Here is a 16,322-nt window from a genome sequence, read left to right as displayed (position 1 = left end):
TCCAAGGAGGTCGGGGCGTTCTTCTTTCTCGCCGCCACTTTGGCCCCGCGACGTTCCGTCAGGACGAGGTCTGGTGCCGCCTGGCGTTATGAGTGCGGGTGCGAGCAAGAGGACGACGAGGCATGTGATAGGCTGCCGTTGGAAACTGAGTGAATGGGGCAGCCATGAGACGTCCGACTAGGCCGAACGCCGCGTTTGTCCTTCTCGCGCTGTGCGCCCTTCTTGGCGCCGGGCTTGTTGTGGGGCTTGCGGGATGCAGCGGGCAGGCCGTGTCGGACGCGTCGTCCAAGGAGGCTGCGGAGGTCTCCGATGAGGCCCCCGAGGTCGAGGGCCGCGCATCTGCCTATGTCGAGTTCGTCGATGACTACCTTTTCTGGGGAGAGGACGAGGGGCTCCGGGTGGCTTCGATCGCGCGTAACGGCGGGCTCGAGGAGCTTGAGGACGCCGGCGCCTTTGATGACGACGTCCGTCGCCTCGCTGCGCTCGACGGCGTTCTGTACGTTTCCACGGACGGCGGCATCTACCGCATGGACGCCAGGGATGATGCGGAGGATGCGGAGCTTCTTGTTGCGCAGGGCGGCATTGAGGACTTTTGGGTGACGTCCCAGGGGATCATCTATCTCGTGGAGGGCGATTTGTACGGTGCGCCCGTCGACGGCGGCGACGAAGAGGGGCTGATGAGCGGCGTCTGGGACTACGTCGTTGCCGATGGCTCGCTTGTCGTGCTCGGCGAGGACGGTGCCCTCTTGAGGTGCGGTCTCGACGGTACCGAGGCGGTCATCGTAGAGGAGGCGCGCGATCGCTACGATGAGTCGCTGCTCCTCGCGGAGGGCGATGACGTGTATTTGGTCTCAGACAAGCTGCTGGTGCTGCGGGCAGGCGAGGACGCCCTCGAGGACGTGGGGCTCGAGCGGGAGATACGGGACACGGTCGACGTGGTCATCTACGATGGGGGCGTGCTCTACGAGGCATCCAACGAGAAGCCCTATCGTCATGTTTTTGACGCCGATGCAGCGGGGGATGAGGAGGTGGACCACTGCCTGTTCCGAGGCAAGCCCTACGGAAGGGTGCGTGACGGCCTCAACTACTACACCATTCTCGGGGATGAGATTCGGGTGACCGACGCTCAGAGCCTTGAGTACGAGGACTTCGAGGCAGACGAGCTGCTTGATGGCGACGCTGAGAAGAGCGCGGGAGCCTCGTCGGGCTCCTCCTACGGCTCGGATGCGTCCACATCTCACGACGACTCTGATGGGGCGGGTTCGACCGCCGGTTATGACATTGCCTCGAACATTACGCTTCGCCTCACAGACGGCCTCGCGCTTCTCTCCACTGACCACTTTAACCTCTATATGCCTCGAAGCCAGGTCGAGGATGGTCTGTGGCACATCGAGGCCGTCGACTCCACCACCCTCGTCTTTAGCTACTCGAAGGCTCTGGAGGCGGGCTACGGCGGGAGGGTCTTCACGCTCGAGGCGTTCGACTGGGGGGACAATGCCTACGCGGACATCCCCGCCTCCTTCGTCGCGGGCCTGAGCGAGGACAAGAAGTACGTCGTCTACCTGGCGACCGACCTTCAGTACGATAGCGGCAGCTCCCTACAGCGTGAGCAGTACGCCGAGATGCGGTCCTATGCGGAAAGTCTGGACATGAACTCCAGCGCCAATGGCGGCTCCTTCAATCCGATCTAGAGATCCCCGTCTTCCAAAGAGACCGGCGTGCTTCGTCTGGGCGCGACGATTGTTTCACGGGTGGTGCCATGCCACAGCTTGCGTTGCATTGCGCTATTCCCGCACGCTAGTATGGCGAGAAGAACGGCGTCGTTGGAGGGTGTCTTATGAACATAGTGTGCCTGGACCTTGAGGGCGTGCTGGTGCCGGAGATCTGGATCGCGTTCGCTGACGAGTCGGGCATCCCCGAGCTGCGCTGCACCACGCGCGACGAGCCGGACTACGACAAGCTCATGGCGTTTCGTCTGGGCGTCCTGCGCGAGCACGGCCTTGGCCTGCGCCAGATCCAGGACGTCATCTCCCGCATCGACCCGCTGCCCGGGGCGCGCGCGTTTCTCGACGCGCTGCGCGAGCGCACGCAGGTCGTCATTCTCTCCGACACGTTCGAGGAGTTTGCGCGCCCCCTCATGGGCAAGCTCGGCTGGCCCACGCTGATGTGCAACTCGCTCGAGGTGGCGCCGTCCGGCGAGATCGTCCGTCACGTCATGCGCTGCGAGAACTCCAAGCTCACGACCGTCCGCGCGCTCCAGTCCTGCGGCTATGAGACCATCGCTGCGGGCGACTCCTTCAACGACCTTGCCATGATCCGCGCAAGCAAGGCGGGCTTCCTCTTTAGGAGCACGGTAGCGATCCAGGAGGCCAACCCCGACCTTCCGGCGCTCGAGTCCTACGACGAGCTGCTCGCCGCCATCACGGAGGCCCTCTAGCATGCCGCGTCTCTACATCTTGCGGCACGGTCAGACCGAGTTCAACCTGCAGCGCCGCGTGCAGGGCCACTGCGACTCGCCGCTCACCGAGCTCGGGGTCGCCCAGGCCCACGCTGCGGGGGCGTGGCTCGCCGCGCAGGGGCCGCGCCTTGGGAGGATCTTCTCGTCCCCGCTCGGGCGTGCGCTCGCCACAGCGGAGATTGTGCGCGAGGAGCTGGCGGCGGCCGGGCTGCCCGCGCCGGAAGTGGAGCCTGTCGACGGCTTGATCGAGCGGAGCTACGGCCCCTTTGAGAGCGGCCCTGCTGCCGACGTCCCCGCCGAGCTCTGGGATCCCGGCGAGGCGCTCGTGCCGTACGGTGGGGAGGGGAGCGCCGCGCTGCGGGAGCGCATCGTGGGCGCGATAACCGGGCTCATGCTCTCCTCGCGTGCGCAAACGGTGCTCGCGGTGAGCCACGGCTCGGCAACGCTTCAGTTCAAGCGCGCCTGGGAGCCGCTCGCGCGCTGCCCGCAGGACGTCCACCTCGGCAACTGCTGCGTTCTGGTCTACGAGTTCGACTCCGCGACGCGCGCATTTGCGTGCGAGCAGATCGTGAACCAGCGGCGTGACAATTAGGACAGGTTAAATTGTCACGCCGAGAAGTGCGGCCGTTTTTGGGCGGTCGGCCCCTCAAGTGCGCCCACTCTCTCGCGGGACGGCATCGAGTGCGGCGAACGAGTGCAGCCCGGACCGCACTCGATGCGGGGGCTGAGAAGTGCGGGCCGCGTCTCGGGTGTTGCAGAGAAGTGCGGCCGCACTCATGAGTGCGGTCGAGAAGTGCGGCCGTTTTTGGGCGGTCGGCCCCTCAAGTGCGCCCACCCTCTCGCGGGACGGCATCGAGTGCGGCGAACGAGTGCGGCCCGGACCGCACTCGATGCAGGGACAGAGAAGCGAGACGGCCCAGGAGAAGAGCCTCGCCTCGGGAATGGATACGCCCGGCGCCGCGGAAAGTCGAGCCCCAGCTCAGACGCCACAAAACTTTTGCGTAGACATTGTGAATTCGCGTATGCGCGTGTAGACTAGACAGGCTGCGCTAATGGGGACAGCTATGCCGTGCCCACGGAGCAGCAGATACAGGACGTGGTCCTCTGGGGACGGACGCAAGGGGCGTCCGAAATAGCCCATGACCACTGAGGGTTAGGAAAGAGCATGGTCAGCATGATCCTTGGCCGCAAGCTTGGGATGACGCAGATCTGGGACGAGAACGACAACGTCGTGCCCGTCACCGTCATCCAGGCTGGCCCCTGCACTGTCTCGCAGGTCAAGACGAAGGCGACCGACGGCTACGACGCCGTCCAGATCGGCTTCGGAGACATCTCCGCCAAGCACGTCAACAAGCCCATGGCCGGCCACTTCAAGGCCGCCGGCGTCGAGCCGATGCGCTACCTGCGCGAGGTCCGCGTCGAGAACGGCGAGGAGCACAAGACCGGCGACGTCGTGACCGTCGCTGACTTCGCCGACGTCAAGGCCGTCGACGTCATCGGCACCTCCAAGGGCAAGGGCTTCCAGGGCACCGTCAAGCGCTGGAACTTCTCCCGTGGCCCCATGACCCACGGCTCCCGCAACCAGCGCCGCCCGGGTTCCATCGGCCAGTGCGCCTACCCCGCGCGCGTCCGCAAGGGCCTGCACATGTACGGCCACATGGGCGACGCTCGCGTGACGGTCAAGAACCTCAAGCTCGTCCGCATCGACGCCGAGCAGAACCTCATGCTCGTCAAGGGCGCTGTCCCCGGCGGCAAGAACGCTCTCGTCCAGATCCGCATGGCCTAAGTGCCAGGAAAACTCTTAGGCTAACAAGGAGGACAGAATGTCCAAGTACGCAATCAAGAACGTCGAGGGGGCTCAGGTCGCCGAGGCCGAGCTCGCCGACGGCGTCTTCGGCATCGAGCCGAACATCCCCGTTATTCACCAGGCCGTGGTTGCCATCGAGAGCTGCGCTCGTCAGGGCACCCACTCCGTGAAGAACCGCCACGAGGTCTCCGGCGGCGGCGTCAAGCCCTATCGTCAGAAGGGCACCGGCCGCGCTCGCCAGGGCTCCATCCGCGCTGGTCAGTGGACCGGCGGCGGCGTGATCTTCGGGCCCACCCCGCGCAGCCACGCCAAGCGCATCAACAGCAAGATGGTCAAGCTGGCCATGCGCTCCGTGCTCTCCGGCAAGGTCGCCGACGGCGAGCTCGTCCTCGTCGACAGCCTCTCCTTCGAGAAGCCCTCGACCAAGCAGGCCGTGGCCCTTCTCGCCGCCCTCGGCATCGCCGAGAAGCGCGTGACCGTCGTCGTCTCCGACGATGACGTCAACGCCTACCTCTCCTTCCGCAACCTCCAGAAGGTGAACGTTATCGGCGTCTCCGAGGCCAACACCCGCAACCTCATCGACAACGGCGCGCTCGTCATGACCGCCGACATCGCCAAGCAGCTCGGGGAGGTGCTCGCATAATGAACTCCGTCTACAACGTGATCATCCGCCCGATCGTCTCCGAGCGTTCCTTCGACCTCATGGAGCAGGGCAAGTACACCTTCGAGGTGGCCAAGAACGCCCCCAAGGAGGAGATCGCCGCCGCCGTTGAGAAGCTCTTCAACGTGCACGTGGTCAAGGTCAACACCATGAACGTCTCCGGCAAGAAGAAGCGCGTCCGCTACCAGAACCCCGGCACCACGCGCTCCTGGAAGAAGGCCGTGGTGACCCTCGCCGCCGGCGAGACGATCGAGATCTTCGGCAGCCAGCAGGCCGCCGAGTAGCTCGGCACTCCGCCCGCGCCCCGAAAGGGGCCGGGCTTCTATGCCGCGTGTGATGGATACGCGCGGTACCGTGGTAATCCGGTGTCGCCCGCCACTCCCTGAGCGGGACGGCCAACGGAAACGAAGGGAAAGAGTCAATGGCAGTCAAGCACCTCAAGCCCACGAGCGCCGGCAGGCGTTTCCAGACGGTCTCGGACTTCTCCGAGATCACCTGCACCAAGCCCGAGAAGTCGCTTCTCGAGCCCCTGCCCAAGAAGGCCGGCCGCAACAACAACGGCCGCATCACCACCCGTCACCAGGGTGGCGGCAACAAGCGTCAGTACCGCAAGATCGACTTCAAGCGCCGCATGGACGACGTGCCGGCCAAGGTCGCCACGATCGAGTACGACCCCAACCGCTCCGCCCGCATCGCGCTGCTCCACTACGCCAACGGCGCCAAGGCCTACATCCTGTGCCCCGAGGGCCTGCACGTGGGTGACGTGGTCTACTCCGGCACCAAGGACGTCGACATCAAGCCCGGCAACTGCATGCCGCTCTCTGAGATCCCCGTCGGCACCCTGGTTCACGCCGTGGAGTTCCAGCCCGGCAAGGGCGCCGCGATGGCTCGTGCCGCCGGCACCTCCGTGCAGCTCATGGGCAAGGACAACGGCTACGCCGTCCTGCGCATGCCCTCCTCCGAGCTTCGCCGCGTTCTTCTCACCTGCCGCGCCACCATCGGCGAGGTGGGCAACGCCGAGCACTCCAACATCGTGATCGGCAAGGCCGGCCGCAACCGCTGGAAGGGCGTCCGTCCGACCGTTCGTGGTACGGTCATGAACCCGGTCGATCACCCGCACGGCGGCGGCGAGGGCAAGAACCACACCTCCGGCCGTCCGTCCGTGACGCCCTGGGGCAAGCCGACGAAGGGTTACAAGACGCGCGACCCGAAGAAGGCCTCCAACCGCCTGATCATCCGTCGCCGCAAGTCCAAGTAGTCGCAACACGAGTAGTAGGAGATAGAAAGCATGAGCAGAAGTCTCAAGAAGGGCCCGTTCGTGGAGACTCGCCTCCTCGCGCGTGTCGCCGCTCAGAACGAGGCCGGCACCAAGGAGGTCATCAAGACCTGGTCGCGCTCCTCGACCATCTTCCCCGAGATGGTCGGTCACACGATCGCCGTCCACGACGGCCGCAAGCACGTGCCCGTGTACGTCACCGAGTCCATGGTCGGGCACAAGCTGGGCGAGTTCGCCCCCACCCGCACCTTCCGTGGTCACAAGGAAAAGTAGGGTAGGGAGCTAACATGCCTCAGAACAACACCAACGAGGTCCGCGCGACGGCCAAGTATGTCCGCGTCGCCCCTCGCAAGGCTCGCGCCGTCGTCTCGCTGATCCGCAACCTCCCCGTCGAGAAGGCCCTCGAGGTCCTGCAGTTCTCGACCCGCGCGGCCTCCGTCGATGTCGCCAAGGTCCTGCGCTCCGCGATCGCCAACGCCGTCAACAACAACGGCCTGCGCGAGGACACGCTCGTCGTCAAGCTCGCCTACGTTGACGAGGGCCCGACGCTCAAGCGCATCCGTCCGCGCGCCAAGGGCTCCGCTTCTCGCATCAACAAGCGCATGAGCCACATCACCGTCGTCGTCGCTCCTCGAAAGGAGGCGTAGGGAAAGCATGGGTCACAAGGTTCAGCCGACTGGCTTCCGTCTCGGCATCACCGAGGAGTGGCGTTCCCGCTGGTACGCCGATAAGAACTACGCCGAGAACCTCGGCAACGATCTCGCCATTCGCTCCTACCTCGAGAAGCGCCTCGCCAAGGCCGCCCTCTCCCGCGTCGACATCGAGCGCGCCGGCGACAAGGTGAAGGTCACCATCTACACCGGCCGTCCCGGCATCGTGATCGGCAAGAAGGGCGCCGACATCGACGTCCTGCGCGCCGACCTCGAGAAGGTCGCCGGCGTCTCCAAGGGCCAGGTTGCCGTTGACGTCATCGAGGTCAAGCGCCCCGAGCTCGACGCCAACCTCGTCGCCCAGTCCATCGCCGAGCAGCTCGAGGGCCGCGTCGCCTTCCGTCGCGCCATGCGCAAGGCCGTCCAGTCCGCCCGCAAGGCCGGCGCCAAGGGCATCCGCATCCAGTGCTCCGGCCGCCTCAACGGCGCCGAGATGGGCCGCCGCGAGTGGTACCGCGAGGGTCGCGTGCCCCTGCACACCCTCCGCGCCGTGATCGACTACGGCCAGTCCACCGCCCGCACCACCATGGGTGCCTGCGGCATCAAGGTTTGGATCTACTTCGGCGAGAAGCTCCCCGGCCAGGCCACCCCGCGTCCGGCGCTTGAGGGCTCCAGCCGTCCCCGTCGTGGTCGCAACGAGAGGAGGAACCGCTAATGCTCGCACCTAAGCGCGTTCTTCACCGCAAGGTCCAGCGTGGCTCCATGAAGGGCCACGCCAAGGGCAACACCGAGCTGCACTTTGGCAGCTACGGCATCCAGGCCCTCGAGGCTCACTGGATCACCAACCGCCAGATCGAGGCCTGCCGTGTCGCCATGACCCGTTACATGAAGCGTGGCGGCAAGGTCTGGATCACCATCTTCCCGGACAAGCCCATCACCAAGAAGCCGGCCGAGACCCGCATGGGCTCCGGCAAGGGCAACCCCGAGGAGTGGGTGGCCGTTGTCAAGCCGGGCCGCATCATGTTCGAGATCGACGGCGTCTCCGACGAGGTCGCCCGTGAGGCCCTCCGTCTCGCTCAGCACAAGCTGCCCATCAAGAGCAAGATCGTCACCCGCACCGAGCAGGACGGGGAGGAATAGTCAATGAAGTACACCGACATCAAGGCCATGAGCGACGACGAGCTCGCCAAGAAGCTGGAGGAGGGCCGCGCTGAGCTCTTCAACCTCCGCTTCCAGATGGCCACGAGCCAGCTCGACAACACGGCTCGCGTCAAGACCGTCAAGAAGGACATCGCGCGCGTCCTCACCGAGCAGCGCGCCCGTCAGATCGCCGCGGAGAAGTCCGCTGCGCAGAACTAGATCGCAGGAGAATGACTATGGCTGAGACCACCAGGAACGCTCGTAAGGTCGTCACCGGGACTGTCGTCTCCATCTCCGGCGACAAGTCCATCACGGTCAAGATCGACTACCGCAAGCGTCACCCCAAGTACGGCAAGATGATGACCATCTCGAAGAAGCTCCACGCCCATGACGAGAAGAACGAGTGCGGCCTCGGCGACACCGTCACCGTCATGGAGACCCGCCCGCTGTCCAAGACCAAGCGTTGGCGTCTCGTGGAGATCGTCGAGCGCGCCAAGTAAGTATCAGTGACGAGCCTTAACCCACGTGCGTCGCACGTGCGGACGCACCTCTGGGTGGGCACACGTTCGGAGGAACACCAATGATTCAGATGGAGACCATGCTCAACGTCGCTGACAACAGCGGCGCCCGACGCGTGAAGTGCGTCAAGGTCCTCGGTGGCTCCAAGCGTCGCTACGCCGGCCTGGCCGACGTCATCATCGGCGCCGTGCAGGAGGCCACCCCGGGCGGACAGGTGAAGAAGGGCGACATCGTTCGCTGCGTCATCGTCCGCACGGTCAAGGAGACCCGTCGCAAGGACGGCAGCTACATCCGCTTTGACCAGAACGCCTGCGTTCTCGTCAACAAGGAGGGCGAGCCCAAGGGCACCCGTATCTTCGGGCCCGTCGCCCGCGAGCTGCGCGACCACAAGTACATGAAGATCGTCTCGCTCGCGCCTGAGACGCTCTAGGGAGTGAGGACGAATGGCTAAGATGCATGTGAAGAGCGGCGACAAGGTCGTCGTGCTCTCCGGTAAGGACAAGGGCAAGGAGGGCACCGTCCTCCGTGCCAAGCCCGCCGAGGGCAAGGTTCTCGTCGAGGGCGTCGCCGTGGTCAAGAAGGCCGTGCGCCCCAACGCCCAGAACCAGCAGGGCGGCATCATCGAGCAGGAGGCCTTCATCGACGCCTCCAACGTGATGGTCGTCTGCCCGACCTGCGGCAAGCCCACCCGCGTTGGCCACGACGTCAACGACGAGGGCAAGAAGGTCCGCGTCTGCAAGAAGTGCGGCGCCAAGTTCTAAGAGCTTGACCTCATCGCAGTAGGGGAGCCCCCGGTATTCCTACGAGAAGTGCGCTACGTGAAACTTCTCTCCGGAATACCGGGGGCTCTGCTCTGTAGGCACACGCTTCCGACCGATGGGGCGCGGATCGTTGGGCGGCTGGGGCTGGGACACGGGTGGGCGGTTGGCCCGTTGTTGACATCTGAGGCGGGACGCGCGGCTTGCCGCCGGGTCGTGAGTTCTCCTCCGGCCCTTTTCGCCAGCACCCCTGGGCCCCTCCGCCCGAGCATGCCATATGGGACAGAATCCGGCATCCGCTGCCGGGAAACCGTCCCATATGGCATGCTCGGCGCGCGAAGGGCGCTCAGTGCGACAGCGGCCGCAGCTCGCTCCCGATCGGCCTGCGAGGGTGCGTGCGCCCTGCTCTGAGGGCAGGTACGCACATCCGTCCGGCGCGTTCTTCTCAGTGGATTGACTGCCTGTGCAAACGTGGGCCGTTCGAAATCAGACGGTGTGCGCACCCTCAGGACGGGGTGCACACCCTCGAGCGGGGCGCGCTCGCTTGGGGTCAACGCCGCGTGTCGCCCCTCATGACCGCGGAATGTGGACATTCCGCGCTGTGAACGACGTGCTGGAATTTCTGTGTGCAAAGGCATAAACTGTTTCCTTGCGTCTGTAGGTAGGGACAGTTCTGCCTCGGGCGCGCGCATATGGCTCCCGGCCCGCCAAGCCGGGAGGTACGAGGTCAGAAACCCCGTGCTGAGAACCCCAAGAGTTGAGGAGAAGAACATGGCAGACAAGATGGTCCCGCGTCTCAAGGAGCAGTACTTCGCCACCGTCCGTGACGAGCTCCAGAAGCAGTTTGGCTACAAGAACGTCAACCAGATCCCCAAGATCGAGAAGATCGTCGTGAACATGGGCGTCGGCGAGGCCGCCACGGACGCCAAGGCCATCGACGGCGCCGTCGCCGACCTGCGCGCCATCACCGGCCAGCAGCCGCTCGTGACCCACGCCCGCAAGTCCATCGCCACCTTCCACCTGCGCGCCGGCATGCCCATTGGCGCCAAGGTGACCCTGCGCGGCGACCGCATGTGGGAGTTCCTCGATCGTCTCATCTGCATCGCCATCCCGCGCATCCGCGACTTCCGCGGCATCTCCCCGAAGAGCTTCGACGGCCGTGGCAACTTCTCCATGGGCGTCACCGAGCAGCTCATCTTCCCGGAGATCGACTTCGACAAGATCGACCACACCCGCGGCATGGACATCACCATCGTGACCACCGCTCAGACCGACGAGGAGGGCAAGGCGCTGCTCAAGGCCTTCCGCTTCCCGTTCAAGGCTGAGTAGGTCAAATATCGTCACGGCGTCCCGGGGACCCGGGTCGCCAAGAGTGCACTGAAGGAGGATTTGTGGCTAAGACATCGATGATCGTCAAGGCTCAGCGCGAGCCGAAGTTCTCGACGCGCAAGCAGAACCGCTGCCAGCGTTGTGGGCGTCCCCACTCCGTCTATCGCAAGTTCGGCCTCTGCCGCGTCTGCTTCCGCGAGCTTGCGAGCAAGGGCGAGCTTCCTGGCGTCCGCAAGGCGAGCTGGTAGGACCCCGGGGCTCTCGCGTCCAGGCGTTTGCGCCATGGGTGCAGGCGAACCGGACACGCAGGTTCATCATTACCGAAGGAGAATGATCCATGAAGATCACTGATCCCATTTCTGACATGCTGACGCGCATTCGCAACGCCAACGCTGCCAACAAGCCGGAGGTCTCCATGCCTTCGACCAAGGTGCTCGTTGAGATTGCCCGCGTCATCTGCGAGGAGGGCTACATCGCAGGCTACGAGGTCGAGGACACGACCCCGCAGAAGACCCTGCACGTCACCCTCAAGTACGGCGCCCGTCACGCGAAGGTCATCCGCGGCATCCGTCGCATCTCCAAGCCGGGTCTTCGCATCTACTCCACCGCCGAGAAGCTCCCCCGCGTTCTCGGTGGCCTCGGCACCGCCGTCATTTCCACCTCCAAGGGCATGATGTGCGACCGCGACGCCCGCAAGCAGGGCATCGGCGGCGAGGTCATCGCCTACATCTGGTAACTCCCGGCAGGAATGAAAGGAGACTGACGTGTCTCGTATTGGTAAGCAGCCTGTCCAGGTTCCCGCCGGAGTCACTGTGACAGTTGATGGCACCACCGTTACCGTCAAGGGCGGCAAGGGCGAGCTGACCCGCACCTTCTCCAACCTCGTCAAGATCGAGGAGGAGGGCGAGGAGCTTCACGTCGTGCGCGTCGACGAGTCCACCGCCTCCAACGCCCAGCAGGGCCTCACCCGCACCCTTCTCCACAACATGGTCGTCGGCGTGTCCGAGGGCTTCGAGAAGAAGCTCGAGCTCACCGGCGTCGGCTACCGTGCCACGCTCAAGGGCAAGGACCTCGACCTCTCCCTGGGCTACTCCCACCCCGTGATCTACCCCGCTCCCGAGAACATCACGTTCGAGGTGCCCGACAACACCCACATCAACGTCAAGGGCATCTCCAAGGAGCAGGTCGGCCAGGTTGCGGCCGAGATTCGCATGAAGCGTCCGCCCGAGCCCTACAAGGGCAAGGGCATCCACTACGTGGGTGAGCACATCCGCAGGAAGCTCGGCAAGGCCGCCAAGTAGCCTGAGGTTTAGGAAAGACCATTACCCCGTCAGGTAATGGCACGTCTAAGGAGAAGGAATGAACAAGCAGCAGGCGAAGAAGGCCGGCCTCAAGCGCCGCGAGCGCCGCGTCCGCGCCAAGATCTTCGGCACCGCTGAGCGTCCGCGCCTCAGCGTGCACCGCACCAACGCCAACATCTACGCTCAGGTCATCGACGATGCCGACGGCAAGACCATCTGCTCTGCCTCGACCCTCGACCCCGAGTTCCGCGCCACGGGCAAGCTCGGCTCCAACAAGGACGCCGCCACCTTCGTGGGCGAGCTCGTCGGGAAGCGCGCCGTCGAGAAGGGCGTCACCGAGGTCACCTTCGACCGCGGTGGTCGCATCTATCACGGCCGTGTCAAGGCTCTGGCAGACGGTGCCCGCAGCGCGGGCCTGAAGTTCTAGGAGGATTCAATGGCACGAGATCGTAAGCGCCAGCAGGACACGGATCTTCAGGAGCGCGTCGTCTACATCCACCGTGTCTCCAAGACCGTCAAGGGCGGTCGCCGCATGTCCCTCGTCGCCCTCGTCGCCGTCGGCGACGGCAAGGGCAACGTCGGCCTCGGCATGGGCAAGTCCGCCGAGGTGCCGCTGGCCATCCAGAAGGGCATCGAGGACGCCAAGAAGAACATGTTCAAGGTGCCCGTCACCGAGCACGGCACGATTCCGCACACCGTCGAGGGCCACTACGGCGCCGGCCGCGTCCTGATCAAGCCGGCCATCGAGGGTACCGGCGTCATCGCCGGCGGCCCGGTGCGCCCGCTCTTCGAGCTCGCTGGCATCACCAACGTGCTCTCGAAGTCCCTCGGCACCAACAACGCCATGAACATCATCAAGGCCGCCGCCGAGGGCCTCAAGGAGCTCTCCAGCCCCGAGCAGGCCGCCGAGCGTCGCGGCATGACCGTCGGCGAGATGTTCTGCGGGAAGGAGAACTAACGATGGCTCAGTCCCTCAAGATCAAGCTCGTGCGCAGCGCCGTGGCCTCCGTCAAGAAGGACCAGACGGCCACCTGCAAGGCGCTCGGCCTCCGCAAGATCGGCGACGAGGTCGTCCAGCCCGACAACCCGAGCATTCGTGGAATGATCTTCAAGGTCAAGCACCTTGTCACCGTGGAAGAGAACTAGGAGTCACTCATGCAGCTCAACGATCTGCGTCCCGCGGAGGGCTCGCGCAAGAACCGCAAGCGCATCGGCCGCGGCAACTCGTCCGGTCACGGCACCACGGCCGGTCGCGGCACCAAGGGCCAGCTCTCCCGCTCCGGCGGCGGCAAGGGCAAGGGCTTCGAGGGTGGCCAGCAGCCGCTCGCGATGCGTCTCCCCAAGCTCCCCGGCTTCATCAACCACAACCGCGTCGAGTACGCTCCCGTGAACGTCGCCCGTCTCGAGGCGCTGTTCGCCGACGGTGACGTCGTGGACGCCGATGCCCTGGTTGCCAAGGGCGTCATCAAGCACAACTATATTCCCGTGAAGGTCCTCGGCGACGGCGAGCTCTCCAAGAAGCTCACCGTCAAGGTGGACAAGGTCTCCGCCTCTGCCCAGGCTAAGATCGAGGCGGCCGGAGGAAAGGTCGAGCAGGCGTGCTAAAGGGAATCGCCAACGCATTCCGCATTCCGGAGCTCCGACAGAAGCTGCTGCTGACGGCGGGCGTTCTTCTGCTCTACCGCTTTGGCGCCTATCTGCCCGTTCCGGGTGCCCCGTTCCAGGACCTGCTCAGCGCCTATCAGGCCGGGCTGTCCTCGAGCGGTGCTATGGCCGTGCTCAACCTCTTCTCGGGTGGCGCGCTTTCCCGCATGTCCGTGTTCAGCCTCGGCATCATGCCCTACATCACGGCGCAGATCATCTTGCAGATGCTCCAGGCCGTGATTCCGTCCCTTGGCGAACTCGCGAAGGAGGGCGAGGCCGGTCAGCGCAAGATCACGCAGTACACGCGTTATCTCACGATCGGCCTCGCCCTGCTCAACGCCATCGGTTACCTGTTCCTGTTCAGGAGCTATGGCGTGAGCCTCGCCAACGCGGGGGCTCCCGAGCTTCTGCTTGACGTCCTCGTCGTCTTCACGATGGTCGTGGGCGCCATGATCATCATGTGGCTCGGCGAGATCATCACCCAGCGCGGCGTGGGCAACGGCATGTCGCTGATCATCTTCGCGAACATCATGTCCGGTCTGCCGACCTCGTTGATCAGCTCCGTGACCTCTGCGGGCAACATCATCCTGACGGTCGTGACCCTCGTGATCATCGTCGCGGTCATCCCGCTCATCGTCTTCGTCGAGCGTGGCCAGCGCCGCATCCCCATCCAGTACGCCAAGCGCGTCGTGGGGCGTCGGATGATGGGCGGCCAGTCCACCTATCTCCCGATCAAGGTGAACACCGCCGGCGTCGTGCCGATCATCTTTGCCTCGGCCATCCTGTACCTCCCGGCTCAGCTCGCCGTCTTCTTCCCGAGCGTCGACTGGGTCCAGGCGGTCGCCAACGCGCTCTCTTCCGGTTGGATCAACTGGGTGCTCTCCGTCCTGCTCATCGTGGCCTTCGCGTACTTCTACTCCTCGATGGTGTTCAACCCCACCGAGACCGCGGACCAGCTGCGCAAGCAGGGTGGCTTCATCCCGGGCGTCCGTCCTGGCGCGGCCACGGCCGAGTACATCAAGAGCACCATCGATCACATCACGCTGCCGGGCGCGCTGTTCATGGCGGTTCTCGCCGTCGTGCCGACGGTCATCTTCTGGTTCACGGGCAATCCGCTGATCCAGGCCTTTGGCGGCACCTCGATCCTGATCATGGTGAGCGTTGCCATGGACACCCTCTCGTCCATCGAGAGCCAGCTCAAGATGCACAATTACGACGGCTTCTTCAAGTAGGCCGTCGTTGGCAGGGTAGGGACAGGCTACAGAAAGGCGGTTGCAATGAACATCGTTCTTCTCGGCGGTCCGGGCGCGGGCAAGGGCACGCAGGCCCAGAAGCTCGTGGCAGAGTTTGGCTTTGCCCACATCTCCACCGGTGACCTGCTTCGCGCGGCCATCAAGGAGGGCTCCAAGCTCGGCAAGAAGGCCAAGGGCTTCATGGACGCCGGCCAGCTCGTTCCTGACGACCTCGTGATCGACCTGGTCAAGGAGCGCCTCGAGGCCGATGACGCTCAGGCGGGCTTCATCCTCGACGGCTTCCCGCGCAACACCGCGCAGGCCGTGGCCCTCGACTCCGAGCTCTCCGCCATGGGCCGCTCTCTCGACGCCGCCCTGCTCGTCTCCGTTGAGCCTTCCGTCATCGTGGAGCGTCTGAGCTCCCGCCGCACCTGCCGCGACTGCGGCTACACGGCGCCCGCCGGCGTGGACACTTGCCCGCGCTGCGGCGGCGAGATGTATCAGCGCGATGACGACAAGCCCGAGACCATCCAGCACCGCCTGGACGTCTACGCGACGCAGACCGCGCCGCTGATCGAGTACTACAAGGGTCACTCCATTCTGAAGGAGGTTGACGGAGACCGTCCCGTCGACGTTGTCTACGCCGATGCCAAGAGTCTCCTCGGTCTATGATCAACATCAAGTCACCTGTTGAGATTGACCAGATGAAGGCCGCCGGGGCTCTGTCCAAGGCGGCCCTTCGTCGTGCTGGGGCCCTCGTGCGCCCCGGGGTCACCACGAAGGAGATCGACCAGGTCGTGGAGGGCTTCATCCGCCTCCACGGCGCCACCCCCACCTTCAAGGGCTACGGCAGCTTCCCCGCGAGCATCTGCTCCTCGGTCAACGAGCAGATCGTCCACGGCATCCCGTCCCCCTCGACGGTGCTGCAGGACGGCGACATCATCTCCATCGACACCGGCGCCACCTACCAGGGGTGGGTCGGCGACAACGCCTGGACGTTCTACGTCGGCGAGCCCTCCGAGGAGTACAAGGCGCTCTGCGAGTGCACGCGCGACTGCCTCAAGGCCGCCATCGAGCAGGCCGTCCCGGGCAACCACCTCGGCGACATCGGCGCTGCGGTGCAGGAGCTCGCCGAGGGCAACGGCTACGGCGTGGTCCGCGACTACGTGGGCCACGGCGTCGGCCGCGTCATGCACGAGGACCCCGAGGTCAGAAACTACGGCAAGCGCGGTCGCGGCGTTCGTCTGCAGGCCGGCATGGTCATCGCCATCGAGCCCATGATCACGATGGGCACCTACCAGTGCATGACCCTCGCCAACGGCTGGACCGTCGTCACGCGCGACGGCCTGCCCGCCGCGCACTACGAGAACACCGTTGCGATCACGGCCGACGGCCCCGTCATCCTCACCGAGGACGAGCAGGGCCCGTGGTGCCCGATGCAGGGCGGCGTCGAGGAGTAGTTTCCCGTCTCATGAACTTCCAGGCTGCGTCTTATGTGCGTCTGATGCAGCCTGGAAGTTTTTGTGATTATTAGGTATGATATTTGG

26 protein-coding genes are annotated in these 16,322 nt (G+C 64.9%); all 26 read left to right on the top strand.

Annotation, left to right across the window (positions count from 1 at the left end; translation table 11 throughout):
* Positions 1 to 164 precede the first annotated feature (164 nt).
* Entirely contained in the window at positions 165 to 1,691 is a 1,527-nt protein-coding gene (locus B5F85_RS03710) for a hypothetical protein (RefSeq protein ID WP_087314520.1), read from the top strand.
* 146 nt (positions 1,692 to 1,837) lie between these two features.
* On the top strand, positions 1,838 to 2,437 hold the full coding sequence (gene thrH, locus B5F85_RS03705) for a bifunctional phosphoserine phosphatase/homoserine phosphotransferase ThrH (protein WP_087314518.1): 600 nt from the start codon (positions 1,838 to 1,840) through the stop codon (positions 2,435 to 2,437).
* 1 nt (position 2,438) lies between these two features.
* Positions 2,439 to 3,050 (top strand): histidine phosphatase family protein, encoded by a 612-nt coding sequence (locus B5F85_RS03700; RefSeq protein ID WP_087314516.1) that lies wholly within the window; start codon positions 2,439 to 2,441, stop codon positions 3,048 to 3,050.
* A gap of 573 nt (positions 3,051 to 3,623) precedes the next feature.
* Positions 3,624 to 4,244: a 50S ribosomal protein L3 gene (gene rplC / locus B5F85_RS03695; protein WP_087314514.1), complete on the top strand. Its 621-nt coding sequence runs from the start codon at positions 3,624 to 3,626 to the stop codon at positions 4,242 to 4,244.
* Positions 4,245 to 4,281: 37 nt separating this feature from the next.
* The gene (rplD, locus tag B5F85_RS03690) at positions 4,282 to 4,908 is read left to right on the top strand and encodes a 50S ribosomal protein L4 (RefSeq protein WP_087314513.1); all 627 of its coding nucleotides are present in this window, start codon (positions 4,282 to 4,284) and stop codon (positions 4,906 to 4,908) included.
* Positions 4,908 to 5,210: a 50S ribosomal protein L23 gene (gene rplW, locus B5F85_RS03685; protein WP_087314511.1), complete on the top strand. Its 303-nt coding sequence runs from the start codon at positions 4,908 to 4,910 to the stop codon at positions 5,208 to 5,210. Before rplD ends, rplW begins: the two co-directional genes overlap by 1 nt.
* Positions 5,211 to 5,347: 137 nt before the next feature.
* On the top strand, positions 5,348 to 6,184 hold the full coding sequence (rplB, locus tag B5F85_RS03680; protein WP_087314509.1) for a 50S ribosomal protein L2: 837 nt from the start codon (positions 5,348 to 5,350) through the stop codon (positions 6,182 to 6,184).
* A 30-nt stretch (positions 6,185 to 6,214) separates the two neighbouring features.
* On the top strand, positions 6,215 to 6,475 hold the full coding sequence (gene rpsS, locus B5F85_RS03675) for a 30S ribosomal protein S19 (protein WP_072374173.1): 261 nt from the start codon (positions 6,215 to 6,217) through the stop codon (positions 6,473 to 6,475).
* Positions 6,476 to 6,489: 14 nt separating this feature from the next.
* Positions 6,490 to 6,849: a 50S ribosomal protein L22 gene (gene rplV / locus B5F85_RS03670; protein WP_087314507.1), complete on the top strand. Its 360-nt coding sequence runs from the start codon at positions 6,490 to 6,492 to the stop codon at positions 6,847 to 6,849.
* 7 nt (positions 6,850 to 6,856) lie between these two features.
* On the top strand, positions 6,857 to 7,567 hold the full coding sequence (gene rpsC / locus B5F85_RS03665; RefSeq protein WP_087314505.1) for a 30S ribosomal protein S3: 711 nt from the start codon (positions 6,857 to 6,859) through the stop codon (positions 7,565 to 7,567).
* Complete coding sequence (rplP, locus tag B5F85_RS03660; protein ID WP_087314503.1) at positions 7,567 to 7,992, top strand: 50S ribosomal protein L16; 426 nt, start codon at positions 7,567 to 7,569, stop codon at positions 7,990 to 7,992. Before rpsC ends, rplP begins: the two co-directional genes overlap by 1 nt.
* Positions 7,993 to 7,995: 3 nt before the next feature.
* Positions 7,996 to 8,211 (top strand): 50S ribosomal protein L29, encoded by a 216-nt coding sequence (gene rpmC, locus B5F85_RS03655; protein WP_075279259.1) that lies wholly within the window; start codon positions 7,996 to 7,998, stop codon positions 8,209 to 8,211.
* A gap of 17 nt (positions 8,212 to 8,228) precedes the next feature.
* Positions 8,229 to 8,492, top strand: a complete 264-nt coding sequence (gene rpsQ, locus B5F85_RS03650) for a 30S ribosomal protein S17 (protein WP_087314501.1) — start codon at positions 8,229 to 8,231, stop codon at positions 8,490 to 8,492.
* An 80-nt stretch (positions 8,493 to 8,572) separates the two neighbouring features.
* Positions 8,573 to 8,941 (top strand): 50S ribosomal protein L14, encoded by a 369-nt coding sequence (gene rplN, locus B5F85_RS03645; RefSeq protein WP_087314499.1) that lies wholly within the window; start codon positions 8,573 to 8,575, stop codon positions 8,939 to 8,941.
* Between the two features lie 13 nt (positions 8,942 to 8,954).
* Complete coding sequence (gene rplX / locus B5F85_RS03640) at positions 8,955 to 9,272, top strand: 50S ribosomal protein L24 (RefSeq protein WP_087314497.1); 318 nt, start codon at positions 8,955 to 8,957, stop codon at positions 9,270 to 9,272.
* A gap of 768 nt (positions 9,273 to 10,040) precedes the next feature.
* A complete protein-coding gene (gene rplE / locus B5F85_RS03635) occupies positions 10,041 to 10,598 on the top strand; it encodes a 50S ribosomal protein L5 (RefSeq protein WP_087314495.1) in 558 nt (185 codons plus the stop codon).
* Positions 10,599 to 10,660: 62 nt separating this feature from the next.
* Positions 10,661 to 10,846, top strand: coding sequence for a type Z 30S ribosomal protein S14 (locus tag B5F85_RS03630; RefSeq protein WP_075279264.1), 186 nt, complete (start codon positions 10,661 to 10,663; stop codon positions 10,844 to 10,846).
* An 89-nt stretch (positions 10,847 to 10,935) separates the two neighbouring features.
* Positions 10,936 to 11,334, top strand: a complete 399-nt coding sequence (rpsH, locus tag B5F85_RS03625) for a 30S ribosomal protein S8 (RefSeq protein WP_087314493.1) — start codon at positions 10,936 to 10,938, stop codon at positions 11,332 to 11,334.
* 28 nt (positions 11,335 to 11,362) lie between these two features.
* Positions 11,363 to 11,899: a 50S ribosomal protein L6 gene (gene rplF, locus B5F85_RS03620; RefSeq protein WP_087314491.1), complete on the top strand. Its 537-nt coding sequence runs from the start codon at positions 11,363 to 11,365 to the stop codon at positions 11,897 to 11,899.
* A gap of 58 nt (positions 11,900 to 11,957) precedes the next feature.
* On the top strand, positions 11,958 to 12,326 hold the full coding sequence (gene rplR, locus B5F85_RS03615) for a 50S ribosomal protein L18 (RefSeq protein ID WP_072374206.1): 369 nt from the start codon (positions 11,958 to 11,960) through the stop codon (positions 12,324 to 12,326).
* 9 nt (positions 12,327 to 12,335) lie between these two features.
* Entirely contained in the window at positions 12,336 to 12,857 is a 522-nt protein-coding gene (gene rpsE / locus B5F85_RS03610; RefSeq protein WP_087218554.1) for a 30S ribosomal protein S5, read from the top strand.
* Positions 12,858 to 12,859: 2 nt separating this feature from the next.
* Positions 12,860 to 13,045 (top strand): 50S ribosomal protein L30, encoded by a 186-nt coding sequence (gene rpmD, locus B5F85_RS03605; protein ID WP_087314489.1) that lies wholly within the window; start codon positions 12,860 to 12,862, stop codon positions 13,043 to 13,045.
* Between the two features lie 9 nt (positions 13,046 to 13,054).
* Positions 13,055 to 13,504: a 50S ribosomal protein L15 gene (rplO, locus tag B5F85_RS03600; protein ID WP_087314487.1), complete on the top strand. Its 450-nt coding sequence runs from the start codon at positions 13,055 to 13,057 to the stop codon at positions 13,502 to 13,504.
* Positions 13,498 to 14,775, top strand: coding sequence for a preprotein translocase subunit SecY (gene secY, locus B5F85_RS03595; RefSeq protein ID WP_087314485.1), 1,278 nt, complete (start codon positions 13,498 to 13,500; stop codon positions 14,773 to 14,775). Before rplO ends, secY begins: the two co-directional genes overlap by 7 nt.
* Positions 14,776 to 14,820: 45 nt before the next feature.
* Positions 14,821 to 15,447, top strand: coding sequence for an adenylate kinase (locus B5F85_RS03590; RefSeq protein WP_087314483.1), 627 nt, complete (start codon positions 14,821 to 14,823; stop codon positions 15,445 to 15,447).
* On the top strand, positions 15,444 to 16,235 hold the full coding sequence (gene map, locus B5F85_RS03585) for a type I methionyl aminopeptidase (RefSeq protein WP_087314481.1): 792 nt from the start codon (positions 15,444 to 15,446) through the stop codon (positions 16,233 to 16,235). Before B5F85_RS03590 ends, map begins: the two co-directional genes overlap by 4 nt.
* Positions 16,236 to 16,322 lie beyond the last annotated feature (87 nt).

Origin of the sequence: Olsenella sp. An293 (assembly GCF_002159495.1) — a bacterium.
Lineage (GTDB): Bacteria > Actinomycetota > Coriobacteriia > Coriobacteriales > Atopobiaceae > Thermophilibacter.
This window is presented reverse-complemented; position numbering and strand designations above follow the sequence as displayed.

Excerpts from the sequence above, each read along its gene's own strand:
- B5F85_RS03710 (WP_087314520.1), top strand. The coding sequence starts at position 165 with ATGAGACGTCCGACTAGGCCGAACGCCGCGTTTGTCCTTCTCGCGCTG.
- thrH (WP_087314518.1), top strand. The coding sequence starts at position 1,838 with ATGAACATAGTGTGCCTGGACCTTGAGGGCGTGCTGGTGCCGGAGATC.
- B5F85_RS03700 (WP_087314516.1), top strand. The coding sequence starts at position 2,439 with ATGCCGCGTCTCTACATCTTGCGGCACGGTCAGACCGAGTTCAACCTG.
- rplC (WP_087314514.1), top strand. The coding sequence starts at position 3,624 with ATGGTCAGCATGATCCTTGGCCGCAAGCTTGGGATGACGCAGATCTGG.
- rplD (WP_087314513.1), top strand. The coding sequence starts at position 4,282 with ATGTCCAAGTACGCAATCAAGAACGTCGAGGGGGCTCAGGTCGCCGAG.
- rplW (WP_087314511.1), top strand. The coding sequence starts at position 4,908 with ATGAACTCCGTCTACAACGTGATCATCCGCCCGATCGTCTCCGAGCGT.
- rplB (WP_087314509.1), top strand. The coding sequence starts at position 5,348 with ATGGCAGTCAAGCACCTCAAGCCCACGAGCGCCGGCAGGCGTTTCCAG.
- rpsS (WP_072374173.1), top strand. The coding sequence starts at position 6,215 with ATGAGCAGAAGTCTCAAGAAGGGCCCGTTCGTGGAGACTCGCCTCCTC.
- rplV (WP_087314507.1), top strand. The coding sequence starts at position 6,490 with ATGCCTCAGAACAACACCAACGAGGTCCGCGCGACGGCCAAGTATGTC.
- rpsC (WP_087314505.1), top strand. The coding sequence starts at position 6,857 with ATGGGTCACAAGGTTCAGCCGACTGGCTTCCGTCTCGGCATCACCGAG.
- rplP (WP_087314503.1), top strand. The coding sequence starts at position 7,567 with ATGCTCGCACCTAAGCGCGTTCTTCACCGCAAGGTCCAGCGTGGCTCC.
- rpmC (WP_075279259.1), top strand. The coding sequence starts at position 7,996 with ATGAAGTACACCGACATCAAGGCCATGAGCGACGACGAGCTCGCCAAG.
- rpsQ (WP_087314501.1), top strand. The coding sequence starts at position 8,229 with ATGGCTGAGACCACCAGGAACGCTCGTAAGGTCGTCACCGGGACTGTC.
- rplN (WP_087314499.1), top strand. The coding sequence starts at position 8,573 with ATGATTCAGATGGAGACCATGCTCAACGTCGCTGACAACAGCGGCGCC.
- rplX (WP_087314497.1), top strand. The coding sequence starts at position 8,955 with ATGGCTAAGATGCATGTGAAGAGCGGCGACAAGGTCGTCGTGCTCTCC.
- rplE (WP_087314495.1), top strand. The coding sequence starts at position 10,041 with ATGGCAGACAAGATGGTCCCGCGTCTCAAGGAGCAGTACTTCGCCACC.
- rpsH (WP_087314493.1), top strand. The coding sequence starts at position 10,936 with ATGAAGATCACTGATCCCATTTCTGACATGCTGACGCGCATTCGCAAC.
- rplR (WP_072374206.1), top strand. The coding sequence starts at position 11,958 with ATGAACAAGCAGCAGGCGAAGAAGGCCGGCCTCAAGCGCCGCGAGCGC.
- rpsE (WP_087218554.1), top strand. The coding sequence starts at position 12,336 with ATGGCACGAGATCGTAAGCGCCAGCAGGACACGGATCTTCAGGAGCGC.
- rpmD (WP_087314489.1), top strand. The coding sequence starts at position 12,860 with ATGGCTCAGTCCCTCAAGATCAAGCTCGTGCGCAGCGCCGTGGCCTCC.
- rplO (WP_087314487.1), top strand. The coding sequence starts at position 13,055 with ATGCAGCTCAACGATCTGCGTCCCGCGGAGGGCTCGCGCAAGAACCGC.
- B5F85_RS03590 (WP_087314483.1), top strand. The coding sequence starts at position 14,821 with ATGAACATCGTTCTTCTCGGCGGTCCGGGCGCGGGCAAGGGCACGCAG.
- map (WP_087314481.1), top strand. The coding sequence starts at position 15,444 with ATGATCAACATCAAGTCACCTGTTGAGATTGACCAGATGAAGGCCGCC.